The organism is Kitasatospora sp. NPDC043949, from assembly GCF_056435365.1.
Map to the genome: position 1 here is coordinate 1 of NZ_JBWKEQ010000026.1, position 13865 is coordinate 13865.

At 74.8% G+C, this 13865-nt stretch carries 13 protein-coding genes; 4 read left to right on the forward strand and 9 right to left on the reverse strand.

Annotated elements, in window-relative coordinates:
* Positions 1 to 97: 97 nt before the first annotated feature.
* Together AC07AL_RS21670 and AC07AL_RS21675 are read right to left on the reverse strand one after the other, a co-directional pair.
* A complete protein-coding gene (locus AC07AL_RS21670; RefSeq protein WP_363582496.1) occupies positions 98 to 808 on the reverse strand; it encodes a lytic transglycosylase domain-containing protein in 711 nt (236 codons plus the stop codon).
* A gap of 84 nt (positions 809 to 892) precedes the next feature.
* Positions 893 to 1099: an antitoxin gene (locus AC07AL_RS21675; RefSeq protein ID WP_280680643.1), complete on the reverse strand. Its 207-nt coding sequence runs from the start codon at positions 1097 to 1099 to the stop codon at positions 893 to 895.
* 259 nt (positions 1100 to 1358) lie between these two features.
* Between AC07AL_RS21675 and AC07AL_RS21680 the strand changes: the two genes are divergently transcribed.
* Both AC07AL_RS21680 and AC07AL_RS21685 read left to right on the forward strand, forming a co-directional pair.
* Positions 1359 to 1934, forward strand: a complete 576-nt coding sequence (locus AC07AL_RS21680; protein WP_363582498.1) for a DUF6542 domain-containing protein — start codon at positions 1359 to 1361, stop codon at positions 1932 to 1934.
* Positions 1927 to 3519, forward strand: a complete 1593-nt coding sequence (locus AC07AL_RS21685) for an LCP family protein (protein ID WP_363582500.1) — start codon at positions 1927 to 1929, stop codon at positions 3517 to 3519. Before AC07AL_RS21680 ends, AC07AL_RS21685 begins: the two co-directional genes overlap by 8 nt.
* 73 nt (positions 3520 to 3592) lie before the next feature.
* On the opposite strand, the gene AC07AL_RS21690 is transcribed toward AC07AL_RS21685, so the two are convergent.
* Both AC07AL_RS21690 and AC07AL_RS21695 read right to left on the reverse strand, forming a co-directional pair.
* Positions 3593 to 4045 carry a hypothetical protein gene (locus AC07AL_RS21690; protein WP_363582502.1) on the reverse strand — a complete coding sequence of 151 codons (453 nt, stop codon included), beginning with the start codon at positions 4043 to 4045 and terminating at the stop codon, positions 3593 to 3595.
* A 66-nt stretch (positions 4046 to 4111) separates the two neighbouring features.
* Positions 4112 to 5377: an MFS transporter gene (locus AC07AL_RS21695; RefSeq protein WP_478317956.1), complete on the reverse strand. Its 1266-nt coding sequence runs from the start codon at positions 5375 to 5377 to the stop codon at positions 4112 to 4114.
* Between the two features lie 136 nt (positions 5378 to 5513).
* Here AC07AL_RS21695 and AC07AL_RS21700 point away from each other — a divergent pair, with 136 nt between their 5' ends.
* On the forward strand, positions 5514 to 5957 hold the full coding sequence (locus tag AC07AL_RS21700) for a winged helix-turn-helix transcriptional regulator (protein WP_363582506.1): 444 nt from the start codon (positions 5514 to 5516) through the stop codon (positions 5955 to 5957).
* A gap of 56 nt (positions 5958 to 6013) precedes the next feature.
* Here AC07AL_RS21700 and AC07AL_RS21705 read toward each other — a convergent pair whose 3' ends face one another.
* The gene (locus tag AC07AL_RS21705; RefSeq protein ID WP_400805827.1) at positions 6014 to 7285 is read right to left on the reverse strand and encodes a DUF6777 domain-containing protein; all 1272 of its coding nucleotides are present in this window, start codon (positions 7283 to 7285) and stop codon (positions 6014 to 6016) included.
* A 422-nt stretch (positions 7286 to 7707) separates the two neighbouring features.
* Between AC07AL_RS21705 and AC07AL_RS21710 the strand changes: the two genes are divergently transcribed.
* On the forward strand, positions 7708 to 9108 hold the full coding sequence (locus tag AC07AL_RS21710) for a streptophobe family protein (RefSeq protein WP_363617231.1): 1401 nt from the start codon (positions 7708 to 7710) through the stop codon (positions 9106 to 9108).
* A gap of 21 nt (positions 9109 to 9129) precedes the next feature.
* On the opposite strand, the gene AC07AL_RS21715 is transcribed toward AC07AL_RS21710, so the two are convergent.
* The 4 genes from AC07AL_RS21715 to AC07AL_RS21730 form a co-directional block, all read right to left on the reverse strand.
* Complete coding sequence (locus AC07AL_RS21715; protein ID WP_350885526.1) at positions 9130 to 9504, reverse strand: DUF1304 family protein; 375 nt, start codon at positions 9502 to 9504, stop codon at positions 9130 to 9132.
* Positions 9505 to 9565: 61 nt separating this feature from the next.
* On the reverse strand, positions 9566 to 10558 hold the full coding sequence (locus tag AC07AL_RS21720) for a serine/threonine-protein kinase (protein WP_478317981.1): 993 nt from the start codon (positions 10556 to 10558) through the stop codon (positions 9566 to 9568).
* A gap of 179 nt (positions 10559 to 10737) precedes the next feature.
* A complete protein-coding gene (locus tag AC07AL_RS21725) occupies positions 10738 to 11328 on the reverse strand; it encodes a hypothetical protein (RefSeq protein WP_478317957.1) in 591 nt (196 codons plus the stop codon).
* A gap of 129 nt (positions 11329 to 11457) precedes the next feature.
* Positions 11458 to 13851: an ABC transporter ATP-binding protein/permease gene (locus tag AC07AL_RS21730; protein ID WP_478317958.1), complete on the reverse strand. Its 2394-nt coding sequence runs from the start codon at positions 13849 to 13851 to the stop codon at positions 11458 to 11460.
* Between the last annotated feature and the right edge of the window lie 14 nt (positions 13852 to 13865).

Consider the following 13865-nt stretch of genomic DNA (forward strand, 5'->3'; position numbering starts at 1 on the left):
GCAACACAACCCACCCCCCCACCCCGCCCACCCCCCCCCCCCCCCCCCCCCCCCCCCCCCCCCCCCCCCCCCCCCCCCCCCCCCCCCCCCCCCCCCGCTACTGGACGGCCGTGCCGGACTTGGCCCAGTTGTCGTGCAGCCGGTCGAGGTAGGACTGCGCCTGGGAGCCCACCTTGACCCCGCGGGCGAAGGCCAGCATGTTGCCCGCGCCGGCGTTGTAGCCGAGGGCGAGGAGCTCGTCGTGGTTCAGCGGCGCGCTCGGCCGCGCCGGGAGCTGCCCGGCCAGGTCGTGCAGGTGCCAGGCGGCGGCCTGGACGGCCAGGTCGCGGTCGTCCGGCAGCTCCTCCCACTTGCGGTCGGCGAAGGGGCGGCCGGGTTTGGTGTCGTCGAAGGCGGCGCGGTGCATGTTGGCGATGCCGAACGAGGCTTCGGGCTTGCCGCGCTGCCAGGCCCGTTCGAGCTCCGGGTCGTGCGGCTTGTAGGACTCGTTGTAGAGGATCGCCATCAGCAGCTGCGGGTTGACCCCGGCCTCGGCGGCGTACCGGCGCACCGGGGCCGCGTAGTCGGCGGGGTCGTAGCGGCTGGACGGCTTCGACGGTTTCGACGGCGCGGTCGAGGCGGACTCGGACGGGGAGGACGCGGACGCGGAGGGCGCGGCACCGTCCGGGGAGGGGGTCGCGGACGGGGAGGCGTCGGACGACGCCGTGGTGGGGTGGTCGCCGCCGTGGACGATGCCCCACCCGGCCGCGACGAGTACGCCGACGACCAGCCAGCGTCCCCAGCGCAACCCCTGCTGCCCCTCGCTCATCGCTGCCGACCCCTCCCCGTGCGCCCGTGTCCTTGTTCGACCGTCGTACTGCCGATCGCGCCGGCGACCGTGCCCGGTGGCAGGCTACTCGGCCGGCTTCTGCTCGCCGTCGAGGTTGCGCAGGAAGCCCTTGGCCTTCTCGACGCCGGTGTCGATCTGGCCGCTGTACTTGCCGTCCGTGCGGTCGTCGATCACGTCGCCGACCTTGTCCAGGCCCTGCCCGAGCACGTCGCTGTGCTCGCGGGCGAGGTCGGTGGCCTTGTCCGCGAGGTTCTTCAGACTCTCAAACATGGTGACGCTCTGCTCCTCTGACGCGTTCCTGATGGTGTGCCGACGTGGCGGGGGATCATGACCATCCTAACGACGGCCCACCGGGCGCTCGGCCGCTGCCGAAGGACGGCGGATGACTTTGCTGAAATGGGTTTGTATGCTCCAGCCCAACTTCTACAGAACTGTAGAAGTTGGGAACCGCCACCAGGACGGAACGCGTCCCGGCACGCACGGCGGCGCGCACGCGCCGCGGCAGCCGAAACGAGCGAGGGAAGTGCGCATGGCCGGGCAGCGGGCGAGAACGCCGTACCAGGACGCGGGACCGCGCACCGAGGACCCCGCCCTGCCCGCGCAGCGCTCGCGCGCGGCCGACCGGGCGGAGCCTGCCGCGCCACCCGCCGCCCGCCCGCCACGGACCGCGGCCTCCCGCCGCCGGCCGCAGGCCCGCCGGGGAGGCCGGCTGACGGTGCTGCTCACCGCCGTCGGCCTGCCCGTCCTCGGCGGTGTCGCGGACGAACTCGGCGGCCCCGGCGTCGGCGTGCTCTTCGCGGTCGGTGCGGTCGGCGGGACGGGCGCCGCGGCGGCGCTGTGCAGCCGGGCCGGCCGCTGGTGGGTCGTCACCGCGGCCCCGCTCGTGGTGCTGCTCGGCGCCGCCGGCATCGAGTACCTGGCGAACCGGGACGCGTACCAGGGCAAGCAGCTCGGCACCGGCGCGCTGCGGTGGGTGGTGGGGGCGTTCCCGGTGATGGCGGCGGCGGTGGGGGTCGCGCTGCTGGTCGTCGCGGTCCGCGTCGCGCTCGACCGCCGACGGCCCCGCAGTGCGGGCACCCCGACCGGAAGGAGCCGTCGTGGCTGATCGCGCCGCCCGCCTCCGCCCGCGCGGCCGCGCCCCGCGCCGCGGCACCGCCCCGCTGACCGTCGCCGGGCGCACCCTTGCCTGCACCGTCTCCGTCGCCGTCCTCGGTGCCAGCGGCTTCACCTGGTACGAGTACCGCAGCCTCGACGACGGCATGACCAAGTCCACCGCGCTGAGCGAGGCCAAGAAGAACGCCCCGCCCCACCTCGACAAGTCCGTCAACCTGCTGCTGATCGGCCTCGACAGCCGCAAGGACATGGACGGCAACGACCTGCCCAAGCAGTTCGTCGAGGACGAACTGCACGCCGGGTCGAGCGAGATCGGCGGCTACAACACCAACGCCCTGATCGTCCTGCACATCCCGGCCAACGGCGGCAAGGTCACCGCGCTGTCCGTCCCGCGCGACGACTACGTGCAGACCGCCGGCGCCGACGGCAAGATGCACAAGATCAAGGAGGCCTACGGCATCGCCAAGGTGGCCGCCGAGCAGAAACTCGCCGGCAAGGGGCTCTCCAAGGCCGACCTGGAACGGCAGAGCCGCGAAGCCGGGCGCTCCGCCACCATCCAGACCGTGCAGAGCTTCCTCGACGTCCCGATCGACCACTTCGCCGAGGTCAACCTGATCGGCTTCTACGACATCGCCAAGGCCGTCGAGCCGATCCAGGTCTGCCTCAACCACCCCGTCGACGATCCGATCATCGCCCGTACCGCCGCCCACGAGGGCGGCGGAACCGGCCTCAAGCTCCCCGCCGGCATCAGCTCCCTCAACGCCGCCCAGGCCCTCTCCTTCGTCCGCCAGCGCCACCACCTCGCCAACGGCGACCTCGACCGCACCCACCGGCAGCAGGCGTTCATCTCCTCCGTCGAGTACCGGCTCAAGCAGCAGGGCATCCTCAACGACTTCGGGCAGATGCAGAAGCTGTTCGGGGTGGTGAAGAAGGACGTCGTCATCGACAACGAGTGGAACATCCTCGACTTCGCCCAGCAGGCGCCCAACCTCACCGGCGGGAACGTCGAGTTCAACACCCTGCCGATCACCGGGTTCAAGACCGTCGGCGGCCAGGAGGTCAACACCGTCAACCCGGAGCTGATCAAGAAGATCGTCCGGCAGCTGTTCAACCGCGAGCCGGCCCCCGTCCAGGCCGTCCCCGCGCCCACCGAGACGGCCGCCGAGACCGCCACCCCCTCGCCGTCCGCGGCTTCCCCGACCGTGACCAGGGCCGTCGTGGACGTCAACGCCGTCGCGGGCGCCGGCGCGGCCGCCACCGAGTCCAAGGCCCTCACCGAACTCGGCTACCAGCCGGGGAAGATCGGCGACGCCGCCGCCAGGACCAGGGCCACCACCGTCACCTACGGCAGCGGCGCCAAGGCCGACGCCCAGCAGCTCGCCACCCGCTACGGCGTCACCGCCACCGCAGCCGCCGTCGTCGCCCCCGGCCACATCGTCGTCACCCTCGCCGTCACCCGCACCCCCAGCCCCTCCGCCGCCGCCACCGGGCCGGGCGACGCGACCACCGACCCCGCCGCCGGCCTCCCCATGCAGGGCCCCGCCGTCAAGGCCGGCGGCATCCCCTGCGTGGACTGACGGGCGGCGGCGGGCGCCGCGCGGCCGCACCCACGAGGCGGCGGGCGAACCGGCCCGGCGGCCGAACCGGCCGTCACGGGAGGGGAGTCCGGCCCCGGGCGCGCTGGACGAGCAGGCCGACCAGCCACAGCAGGACCGCCGTGGCGCCCACCGCGGCCAGCACGTAGGTCGCGGGCATGTCGTCGTTGGGGTAGTGGTCACCGGCCACGCGGACGGTGGCCGGGTCGTCCGCCGCCGCCTCCAGGGGGACGGTCATCCCGACGTGCGGCTTCTCGACCCGTTTGAGGCCGAGCGCCGACGTGCGGTAGTCGCGATCCCCCACCCGGTAGGTGACGGTGTAGAGCCAGCCGCCCTTGCGCAGGGCCACGGCGCTGACCGTCCCGTCCACCCGCAGCGGCGCGGCGTCTATCCGGCTCGCGGCCCGCCACTGCGCGGACGCGGCGAACAGGCTCCAGCAGAGCACCAGCAGCGAGACCACCGCGCCCGCCAACGGAAGGGACCACACCCGGCGTAACACTGCCTTCATGGCCGGGACGATACCCGCCCCGTGACGCGCCGTCGGATCAGGGGGAGGAGCGGTTCGGGGGTTTCGTCAATTCTGCTTCCTGGCAAGCCAGTAGAGCAGTGCGGCCAGGCTGGTGGCCGCGCCGAGGAGGCAGACGGCCGTCCAGCCCCAGCGCTCGTAGACGACGGTGGAGCCGATCGCGCCCGCCGCGCAGCCGGCGGAGTAGAGGAGCATGTACCCGGCGGTGAGCCGGCTCTGCGCCTCGGGGCGGACCTGGTACAGCAGGTGCTGGTTGACCACGTGCACGGACTGCAGGCCGTAGTCGATCACCACCATGGCGAGCACCAGCCACCACACCGAGTGCGGCAGCAGGGCCGCCGGGATCCAGGCGGCGAGCATGGCCAACAGGCCGATGCCGGCGGTGCGTTCGGCCCGGCCGCGGTCGGCCTGGCGGCCCGCGTGGCCGGCGCCCAGGGCTCCGGCGGCGCCGGCCAGGCCGAACAGCCCGATCTGGGTGTGACTGAGGCTGAACGGCGGGGCGGCGAGCGGGAGCACCATCGGGGTGAGCAGGACGGTGATGGAGGTGAAGGTGAGCAGCGCGAGGACCGCCCGGGCGCGGAGCACGGGCTCCTCGGCGAAGAGTGTGAACACCGAGCCGATCAGCCGGGGGTAGCTGATCCGTGCGGTCTGCGAGGTCTGCTCGGTCTGCTCGGTCTGCGCCGACGGTCGGTGGCGTTCGGCCGGGAGGACGACCGCGACGGCGAGGGCCATCGCGCCGGTGGCGACGGCGGACACCACGTAGACGGCGCGCCAGCCGGCCAGGTCGCCGATGGTGCCGGCGACGGTGCGGGCGAGCAGGATGCCGACCACGATGCCGCTGGTGACGGTGCCGACCACCCGGCCCCGGTCGGCGGGCGCGGCGAGCGAGGCCGCGTACGCGACGACGACCTGGGCGACCACCGCGAGGACGCCGACGGCAGCCATCGCGGCGAGCATCAGCAACGCGGAGGGGGCGAGCGCGACGGCGGCGAGGGCGAGCACGGAGAGCCCGAGCTGGGCGGTCGTGAGGGTGCGGCGGTTGACGCGGTCGCCGAGCGGGACGAGCAGCAGCAGGCCGAGCGCGTAGCCCGTCTGGGTGAGGGTGCCGACGAGGCCGATGGTGGCCGGGTCGATGCCGTAGTCCGCGGCGATGAGGTCGAGCAGGGGCTGTGAGTAGTAGACGTTGGCGACGGCGAGGCCGCAGGCGACGGAGAGGAGCCAGGCGGCGGCGGGTCGCAGGCCACGTGAGGGTGCTTCGGCGGTGGCGGCGGCGGTGGCGGCGGTGGCGGCGGTGGCGCGGGTGGGCGAGGTCATGGGCGGGTCTTCCTGGTGGCGGGCGCGGCCGACTGGTTTCAAAGTGCTACCACGCCACCCTGGCATAATGTGGTTTCAATAAGCAACCGCGCGACTCGCCGATAGGCTGGGCGCCGACCGGTGGAAGGTGGGAGAAGTGCCGAAGCGCACCACGCACGAGGAGTCGACCTGCCCGGTCGCCCGCCCGCTCGACGTCGTCGGCGACGGTTGGACGCTGCTGATCGTCCGCGACGCCTTCGACGGGCTGCGCCGCTTCGGCCAGTTCCAGAAGAACCTGGGCCTCGCCAGGAACATCCTCTCGGCCCGCCTCGCCAACCTGGTCGCCAACGGGGTGTTCGCGCTCGCGCCGGCCGCCGACGGCAGCCCGTACCAGGAGTACGTGCTGACCGAGAAGGGGCGCGCCCTCTTCCCGGTGATCACGGCGCTGCGGCAGTGGGGCGACCAGTGGTTCTTCGCTGAGGGCGAGCCGCGCGCCCGGCTGGTGGAACGCGGGACGGGCGCGCCGATCGAGGCGATGGAGGTCCGTGTGGCCGGCGGCCGGGTGCTGGGGCCCGAGGACGCCGAGGTGCTGCTGCCCTGAGGTGCGCCGCCACCGGCGGCGGATGGGCGGCGGGCGGTGCCGGGGAGTCGGGCGGATCAGCTGGGGGTGGCGCTCCCGGCCGTCGCGGTCTTCGGGGGCTCGGTGGTCGTCGCGGTGGTCGTCGTGGTGGTGCCGTTGGTGGTGTTCGTCGTGGTGGAGCCGGCCGTGGTCGCCGGGGCCTTGGTGCTCGGCGTCTGGGTCGGCGTCTTGGGGGTGGACGACCCCGTGGACGAGCCGGTCGAGGAGCCGGTGGACGCGGACGCGGTGCCGGTCGACCTGGTCGTCCCGGTCGGGGCGCCCGAGGAGGTGGACGACGTTGCCGAGGCGGAGCCCGTCCCGGTCGAGGCGCCCGAGGACGTCGCTCCCGAGGAGGTCGAACCCGAGGTCGTCGCCGAGCCGGACCCGGAGGTCGCCCCGGAGGTCGAGGCGGAGGTCGAGGCGGAGGTCGAGTGCGACGTCGAGGCCGTGCCCGCCGGCGTGGTGGGCGTCATCTTCCCCGGCGGCGGGATGCCGGGCGCCAGCGGCCCCTTGGGCGGTCCGACGTTCCGGTCGACCACGTCGATCCGCCCGGTCAGCCGGGAGAACCAGCCGCCCGTCTCGATGTTCACCAGGATGATCTCGGTCACCGGCTGCGGCGCGGGCACCACGACGACCAGCGTGGTCGGGTGGAAGCCGGCCCATGCCTTCCCGGTGTACTTGGCGTCGCTCACCAGCACCGGCGGCTTCAGCGGGTTGCCGCAGGAGCAGCGCACCCGGGGCACGCCCTGGGCGTCCACCAGGACGGCGGTGCCGGCCTGGAGCGCGGACTGGTACTCGACGACGGCGCCGCTCTTGTAGTTGTGGTTGGTGACCCGGGTGTCCACCCGCAGGTAGGCCGAGGTCAGCGAGCGCAGGTAGGACGGGACGTCGGACTGCTGGATGCCCGCGGCGGAGGCCCAGGCGCGGCCGGCGTCCCCGCTGGAGACCATCCCGATCAGGCGCTCGGTGTCGCAGCTGGGCTTGGTCATCGTCCCGCCGTACAGCCCGGCGGAGCTGCCCTCGACGCTGTGGATCACCGCCGGGGAGGCGGCCGTGGACCGGCCGCCCGGCCCGGACTGCGCTGCCTGGGCGGACTGCGGCGCCTGCCCGGACTGCGGCGCCTGGGCAGGGGCGGGGGCGCTCACCCCCTGGGTTTCCACCGATGGGGTGAACGGGTCCGGCCCCGGGTCGGCCGGGGCCTGGAGGGCCACCTCGTTGGCGGCCGGCAGGGTGTCGTGGTGACCACCACCCTGGCTGTTCACGATCAGCACCGTGGCCACCGCGGCCACCGCCAGCGTGCCGGCGGCCAACGCGAGCCCCCGCCCGGAGCGCCACCACGGCGTGTGCGGCCCCCGACCGTCCCCGGAGGGCGGGCCGGGCGGACCAGGCGGCCCGGACGGGGGGCCGGACGGACCGGACGGACCGGACGGACCGGATGCCCCGGACGGCGGCCCGAACCGGCCGCCGCCCGACGGGGGACCGGCCAGCGGGCCGGACGGGGGGCCGTGGGGCGGTTCGCTCGGCGGGCCGGACGGCGGCGGTTGGGAACTCATCGAGGCTCCGTTTCGCAGGCGGCCGACGGACGCGCCGACCCGGGAAGCTCCTGCCACTGGCCTCCATTCCCCCCCGGCTCCCCACCCGCCGCAACAGCAGGTGCGGGGGCCGTCGCCGAGCGTGCCCGCCCGCTGTCGGCCACCCTGGAACGCGAAGCCCGACGCACCGAGGAGGCGCCATGCAGCAGCCCACCACCCGGGTCGCGGGCCCGCCCGGCGCCCTGCGCGGCTGGCTGGACGCGCTGGCTGTGGTGCTGGCCGGGTTCGCCGCCATGGCGGCGGTGGCCGCGCTCGGTCTCTGGCTGGCCGGCGCCGACGACCTCCCGGGCGGCGGCTTCCCGGCCGTGCTGGCCGGGGCGGTGGCGCTGGCCGTCGGCGGATCCGTCCAACTCGACGGTGGGGCTGGGCAGTTCGCCGCGGTGGATGCCGGGATCAGCGCCATGCCGCTGTCCGTCTCGCTGGCCGGCGCGGTGGTGATGGCCGAGGTATTCCTGCGTCAGCTGCGTTTCCGCGCGGTGGCCGGCGGCGGCGAACTGCTCGGCCGGATCGCCCGCACGGTGGTGATCTGGCTGGTCGCCCTCGCGCTGCTCACCCTCGGCGCCCGGCACACCTTCGACGTCCCGCTCGGCGGCGACCTGGCGCAGACCATCGGCGGCGCGCTCGGGCTCACCCCGGAGGTCGGCTTCCACGCGGATGCCCCGAGCACGGTCGGCATCGGGCTGGCCTGGCTGCTCGTCGTCCTCGCGGGCACCTTCGCGGTGTCCCGGCGGGCGCCGCTGCCGCGCGCTCTGCTGCCCTACCAACTGGCCGTCCGCCCGGCCGCGTTCGCGCTCTGGCTGGTCCTGCTGGCGTACCTGGTGATCGGGCTGGCGGCCGGGGTGCTGACCGCGATCGTGCACGGCAACGCCCGGCAGACCCTGGCCGTGCTGCTGCTCGCCCTGCCCGACCTGGTCTGGCTCGCCTTCGGCGTCGGGCTCGGCGCGCAGTGGCACGGGCGGCTCAGCGGCGCGCTCGGCCTGCCGGTGCCCAGGCCGCTCGCCGAGGTGCTGCGGGCACCGGACGGGCAGCAGGCCACCATCAGCCTGGGCACCCTCGCCGACCAGGACGCGCGCAGCTGGTGGCTGCTGCCGCTGGCCGCCGTGCTGCTGCTCGCGGCCGGCTTCCTCGCCGCGTACCGCTCGCCGCGCACCGTCCGGCTCTGGCAGCACGCCGTCCGGTTCGCCCTGGCCGGCGCGGTGACGGTACTGCTGGTCGGGCTCTGGACCAGGGCGGACGCCGACTACGGGCTGTCGGTGCTCGGCGTCGGCGTCGGCCAGGGCGGCCTCGGCGACCTGATCGGCTCGCTCCTCGGCGGCGCCAACCCGCTGGCCGGCCTCGGTGGCGGCAGCCTCACCCTGCGCCCGGTGCTGTGGACGGCCGTCCCGCTGGCGGCGGGCTGGGGCCTGCTGACCGGTGCGCTGGGCGCCCTGCTGGCCGCCCGCACCGGCCGCCGGGGCGAGGTCTCCAGCGGCGATGTCCCCGGCGGCGAGGTTTCGGGTGGTGAAGTGCCCGGCGGCAAGGAAGTGCCCGGGGCGGGCTGACGGCTGCCGGGCGGCGCGCGCTCAGAACGCCTCGGCGATGAGGATCGCCGCCGCCGGCAGCGCCTGGGCGAGGGCGCCGCGCCAGACCTTCGGCTCCGAGGCGAAGAGGGTGATCCCGCCGGCGACCATGAAAGCGGCGACGTAGCTGATCACGGCGCGGCCGGAGGCGGCGTGCCCGGTGTGCAGCAGGACCAGTCCGGCGACCAGGCCGAGCGCCAGGAACAGGTTGTAGAAGCCGACGTTGAAGCGCCACAGTCGGACCTCCGGCGCGTCCGCCGTGCTGCCGGTGAGCAGGAAGCGCACCCGCGGGTGGCCGTACAGGAAGCTCTCCAGCGGCCACGCGAGGAGGTGGACCGCGGCGGCGATCACGGCGAAGACCTGGCTCACGGCGTTCATGGCGGTCGGCTTCCTGGGGGTCGGCTTCCTGGGGGGCGGACGGCGGTGGACGGTACGGCGCTCACCACGGCGGCGGGTGGACGACCGGGGCGGCCCACGCGGGCGGCTCGGGCACGACGGCCGCCGCGGCGAGGCCGGGGACGACCGCCTGGACGACCCGGGTCGGCGGCCCGTTCCCGCTCCCGCTCCACGCCCTTGGCGCGGCGCCGTGGCCGGGCACGACGGCGGTGGCCGCGCGCAGCTCGGCGACGAACTGCAGGCAGCTGGCGTAGCGGTCCTGGGGGGCCTTGGCGAGCGCCCGGGCGACCACCGCCTCGACGGCGGCGGGCAGGTCGGGGCGGTGGTCGCGCAAGGTGGGCGGCGGGTCGTTGAGGTGCGCCCAGAGCAGCGCCACGTCGCTCTCCCGGCGGAACGGCGGGGAGCCCGCGAGCATCTCGAAGACCACGCAGCCGAGGCCGTACTGGTCGCAGCGCCCGTCCAGCGGCCTGCCGGAGATCTGCTCGGGCGCGGCGTAGTCCAGCGTTCCGACGATCTGGCCGACGCTGGTCAGGCCGCTCAGCGAGAGGGACTTCTTGGTGAGGCCGAAGTCCGCCAGGTACAGGTGCTCGGGGTGCTCGCTGTCCGTCCCGGCGGCGACCAGCACGTTGCCGGGCTTGACGTCCCGGTGGACCAGGTCGTGGTCGTGCGCGGCGTCGAGCGCGGAGGCGATCTGCAGGGCCAGTCGGGCGGTCCGCTCGGCCGAGAACGGGCCTCCCCGGTTCATCAGCCCGCGCAGGTCGCCGCCCTCGACGTGGCGCATCGCGATGAACAGGATGCCGTCGTGCTCGCCGGCCTCGAACACCGGGATGATGTGCGGGTGGTCGATCGCGGCGGCGGCCTCGGACTCGTGCATGAAGCGCTGCCGGAACACCTCGTTGCGGGCCAGTTCGGGGGCGAGCAGTTTGACCGCGACGGTCCGGCCGAGCCGCAGGTCCTTGGCCCGGTACACCACGGCCATGCCGCCGCGGCCGATCTCGCGCTCCAGCCGGTAGCCCGCGATCCGGCGCCCGACCATGCCGGCCGGCAGGCCGGGTGCGGACGGCCGGTCGGGGTGGTCGAGCCGGTCGGGGTGGTCCGGCTGGTCGGCATGGCCGGGGCGGTCGGGGCGGTCTCCGGGCACCCGTTCGGCCGGCTGGGCCGCGGGCCGGGCGGCCGGCCGGTCGCGGGGGCGTTCGGGAGGTCGTTCGGCCGGGGTCACGGCGCGCCCGGCCGGGTGGGGGCGTACGGACCGGGCGCGGGCCCAGGCGGGGCGGCGGGGGCGGGCGACGGGGCGGGGGGCGGTGTGGGCGACGGCCCGGGCACCGGCCGGTCGGTGGCCGCGTACGTCTGGAGCTGGAGCCCGTCGCAGTAGCACCAGCGGTCGCGCACCGCGTCGAACACCCAGAGAGCCTCGGCGTCGACGACCAGGCCGATCCGCAGGCCACGGGTCCGCTCCCGGAAGGCCTCCAGGTCCAGGGCGCCCGCCGCGAGGTCCTCCAGCAGGGCGCGGTAGCGGGCCACCGCGGCCTCGGCCTCCACGAGCGCCGGGCGCGGGTCCGCCGTCCGGGTGGGCGGGCCCCCGGCGGTGGGCGGCGGCTCCGGGAGGGCGACCAGCAGGCGGCCGTCGACCCAGGCCGTCCAGCCGTTGGAGCAGAGGATCTGCGCCCAGTCGCCCTGCCGGGCGACCACCCGCACCGGCAGCAGCGCGTCCAGCCGGGTGGCGGGCCGGGCCGGGTCCGGGGCCGCCCAGGTGGCCATCCCGGCCGGTGGGACGACGTGGGTGGGGCGGAACGCGAACTCGTCCATGGGCGGCTACATTTCCTCCGCCGCGCGAGCCCGCGGCTGCGCGCGGTCATAGCGATGGGACTCGCACCACAGGTCGCTTCCCACTGTACCGGCGCTGGTCGGCCGGGGCCCGGGGCCGCTGTTCGGGACTCAGCGCCGCATGATCGCGGGCTCGTGCCGCCGCAGCAGGGCCAGCACCAGCAGCCCGTACGCGACCGCGAGGCCGGGCAGCACCGCGATGTCGAGCAGCCAGTCGGCGCGCTCGTGGCGGAACATCGGGTCGGCGGTGATCGAGCTCGGGAAGATGCCGTGCAGCTCGACGGTGCGGGCCATCGCGGCCATGCCCCAGCGGGACGGGATCAGCCAGGCGAACTGCTCCAGCCCGGGCACGCCGTGCAGCTTGAGCATCAGGCCGCTGAAGACGATCTGCACCACCGAGAGGAGCACCAGCAGCGGCATGGTGGCCTCCTCCTTGTCCACGATCGCCGAGACCACCAGGCCGAGCATCATCGCCGAGAACGCCAGCAGCGCGACCGCGATGATCAGTTCGGGCAGCTGCGGCATCACCACCCCGGTCGGCACCGCCCAGGAGAGGTCCACCCCGGCCAGGCCGACCACGGTCAGCACGACGGCCTGGCCGGCCGTGACCGTGCCGAGCACCACCACCTTGGAGACCAGGTACGCGGATCTGGACAGTCCGACCACGCGTTCCCGGCGGTAGATCGCCCGCTCCTTGACCACCTCGCGCACCGAGTTGGCGGCGCCGGTCAGCAGGCCGCCGATGCACAGCGTGAGCAGGCAGTTCACGGCGTTGTCCGGGGTGAGCCGGGAGCCGGCCATCACCCGGCACATCAGGCCGATCACGAAGGGCAGCACCACCATGATGGTCAGGAACAGCCGGTCGGCGGCGAGCACCGCGGTGTACCGGCGTACCAGGGTGCCCAGCTGGGAGAACCAGCCCTGCGGCTTCTCCCAGCCGATCGGGTCCCGCCCGGCCACCGGCGCCCGCGCCGGCTCCGCTGCCGGCCCCGCTGCCCCCGGCGCTCCCGGTGCCGCGGCCGGAGTCAGGGACACCGCCTCGGCGGCGACGTACCGCTCGTACTGCGGGGAGGTGCGGAAGCGGCGCTGCCAGGCCTCGTGGTCCTCGTTCTCGAAGGCCTCGAAGGCCTCCGGCCACTCCGCGAAGCCGAAGAACGCCAGTGCCTCGCCCGGCGGGCCGTAGTAGGCCGTCCGGCCGCCGGGGGCGAGCACCAGCAGGCGGTCGCACACGTTCAGGCTCAGCACGCTGTGCGTCACCACGACCACCGTCCGGCCGTCGTCGGCCAGCCCGCGCAGCATGTGCATCACCGAGCGCTCCATGCCCGGATCCAGACCGGAGGTCGGCTCGTCGAGGAACAGCAGCGAGGGCTTGGTGAGCAGCTCCAGCGCGACGCTGACCCGCTTGCGCTGGCCTCCGGAGAGGCTGCCGATCACCTGGTCGGCCCGGCCGGCCAGACCCAGCTCGTGGACCACCTCGACGACCCGGGCCTCCCGCTCGTGCTTCGCGGTGTCGCCGGGGAAGCGCAGCTCGGCGGCGTAGCCGAGCGCGCGGCGGACGGTGAGCTGGGTGTGCAGGATGTCGTCCTGCGGCACCAGGCCGATCCGGCGGCGCAGTTCGGCGTAGTCGCGGTAGAGGTCGCGCCCGTCGTACAGCACGGTGCCCTCGTCGGCGGGGCGCAGCCCGGTGAGTGCGTTGAGCAGGGTGGACTTGCCGGCGCCGCTCGGGCCGGCCACCGCCAGCAGCGCCTTCTCGGCGAGCGGGAAGCTCACGTCGTCCAGCAGCACCCGGTGGTCGGACCCGACCCGGACCACCAGGTGCCGCACGTCCAGGGAGATCTCGCCGGTGTCGGTGTACTCGACCAGGTGGTCGTCGGCGAGGCAGAGCGCGGAGTGGCCGATGCCGACGATGTCGGCCGGGCCGACCGCTGCCCGCTGCACCGGGCGGCCGTTGTGGTAGGTGCCGTTGTGGCTGTCCAGGTCGACGATCTCGTGGCCGCCGCCGGGCAGTTCGCGCAGTTCGGCGTGGTGGCGGGAGACCACGAGGTCGTCCAGGACCAGGTCGTTGTCGTGCGAGCGGCCGATCCGGACCGTGCGGCCGGGCAGTTGGAGCACCGAGCTGGGGCTGCGGAAGGTGCCGGAGGCCTGCGGGGCGAGCAGGGAGGGCCGCTCGCCGGGGTCGGGGCGGGGCAGGCCGGCGAAGGTCGCGGACGGGCCGTCGGCTGGGTCGCCGAAGCGCAGCCGGGTGCCGGGGCCGATGTCCTCGCGCTCGACCCGGCGGCCCTGGTCGTAGGTGCCGTTGGTGCTGCCGGCGTCCTCCAGCAGCCAGTGCCCGTCGGTGGCCCGCAGCACGGCGTGGTGCCAGGAGACCCGGGGGTCGTCCAGGACGACCTCGCTGGTCGGGTCGCGGCCGAGGTGGTAGGCCAGGGCCGGGTCGATCAGCAGCGACCCGGTGTCGGTGACCAGGACGAGGGGCGGCGCGGTGGGTGCGCCCGGGCGCTCTCCCATGCTGGGCATTCTAT

What these genes read in the sequence shown, in the direction of transcription:
- AC07AL_RS21670 (WP_363582496.1), bottom strand. Translation starts at nt 808, where the DNA reads ATGAGCGAGGGGCAGCAGGGGTTGCGCTGGGGACGCTGGCTGGTCGTC.
- AC07AL_RS21675 (WP_280680643.1), bottom strand. Translation starts at nt 1,099, where the DNA reads ATGTTTGAGAGTCTGAAGAACCTCGCGGACAAGGCCACCGACCTCGCC.
- AC07AL_RS21680 (WP_363582498.1), top strand. Translation starts at nt 1,359, where the DNA reads ATGGCCGGGCAGCGGGCGAGAACGCCGTACCAGGACGCGGGACCGCGC.
- AC07AL_RS21690 (WP_363582502.1), bottom strand. Translation starts at nt 4,045, where the DNA reads ATGAAGGCAGTGTTACGCCGGGTGTGGTCCCTTCCGTTGGCGGGCGCG.
- AC07AL_RS21695 (WP_478317956.1), bottom strand. Translation starts at nt 5,377, where the DNA reads ATGACCTCGCCCACCCGCGCCACCGCCGCCACCGCCGCCACCGCCGCC.
- AC07AL_RS21710 (WP_363617231.1), top strand. Translation starts at nt 7,708, where the DNA reads ATGCAGCAGCCCACCACCCGGGTCGCGGGCCCGCCCGGCGCCCTGCGC.
- AC07AL_RS21715 (WP_350885526.1), bottom strand. Translation starts at nt 9,504, where the DNA reads ATGAACGCCGTGAGCCAGGTCTTCGCCGTGATCGCCGCCGCGGTCCAC.
- AC07AL_RS21720 (WP_478317981.1), bottom strand. Translation starts at nt 10,558, where the DNA reads ATGGTCGGGCGCCGGATCGCGGGCTACCGGCTGGAGCGCGAGATCGGC.
- AC07AL_RS21725 (WP_478317957.1), bottom strand. Translation starts at nt 11,328, where the DNA reads ATGGACGAGTTCGCGTTCCGCCCCACCCACGTCGTCCCACCGGCCGGG.
- AC07AL_RS21730 (WP_478317958.1), bottom strand. Translation starts at nt 13,851, where the DNA reads ATGGGAGAGCGCCCGGGCGCACCCACCGCGCCGCCCCTCGTCCTGGTC.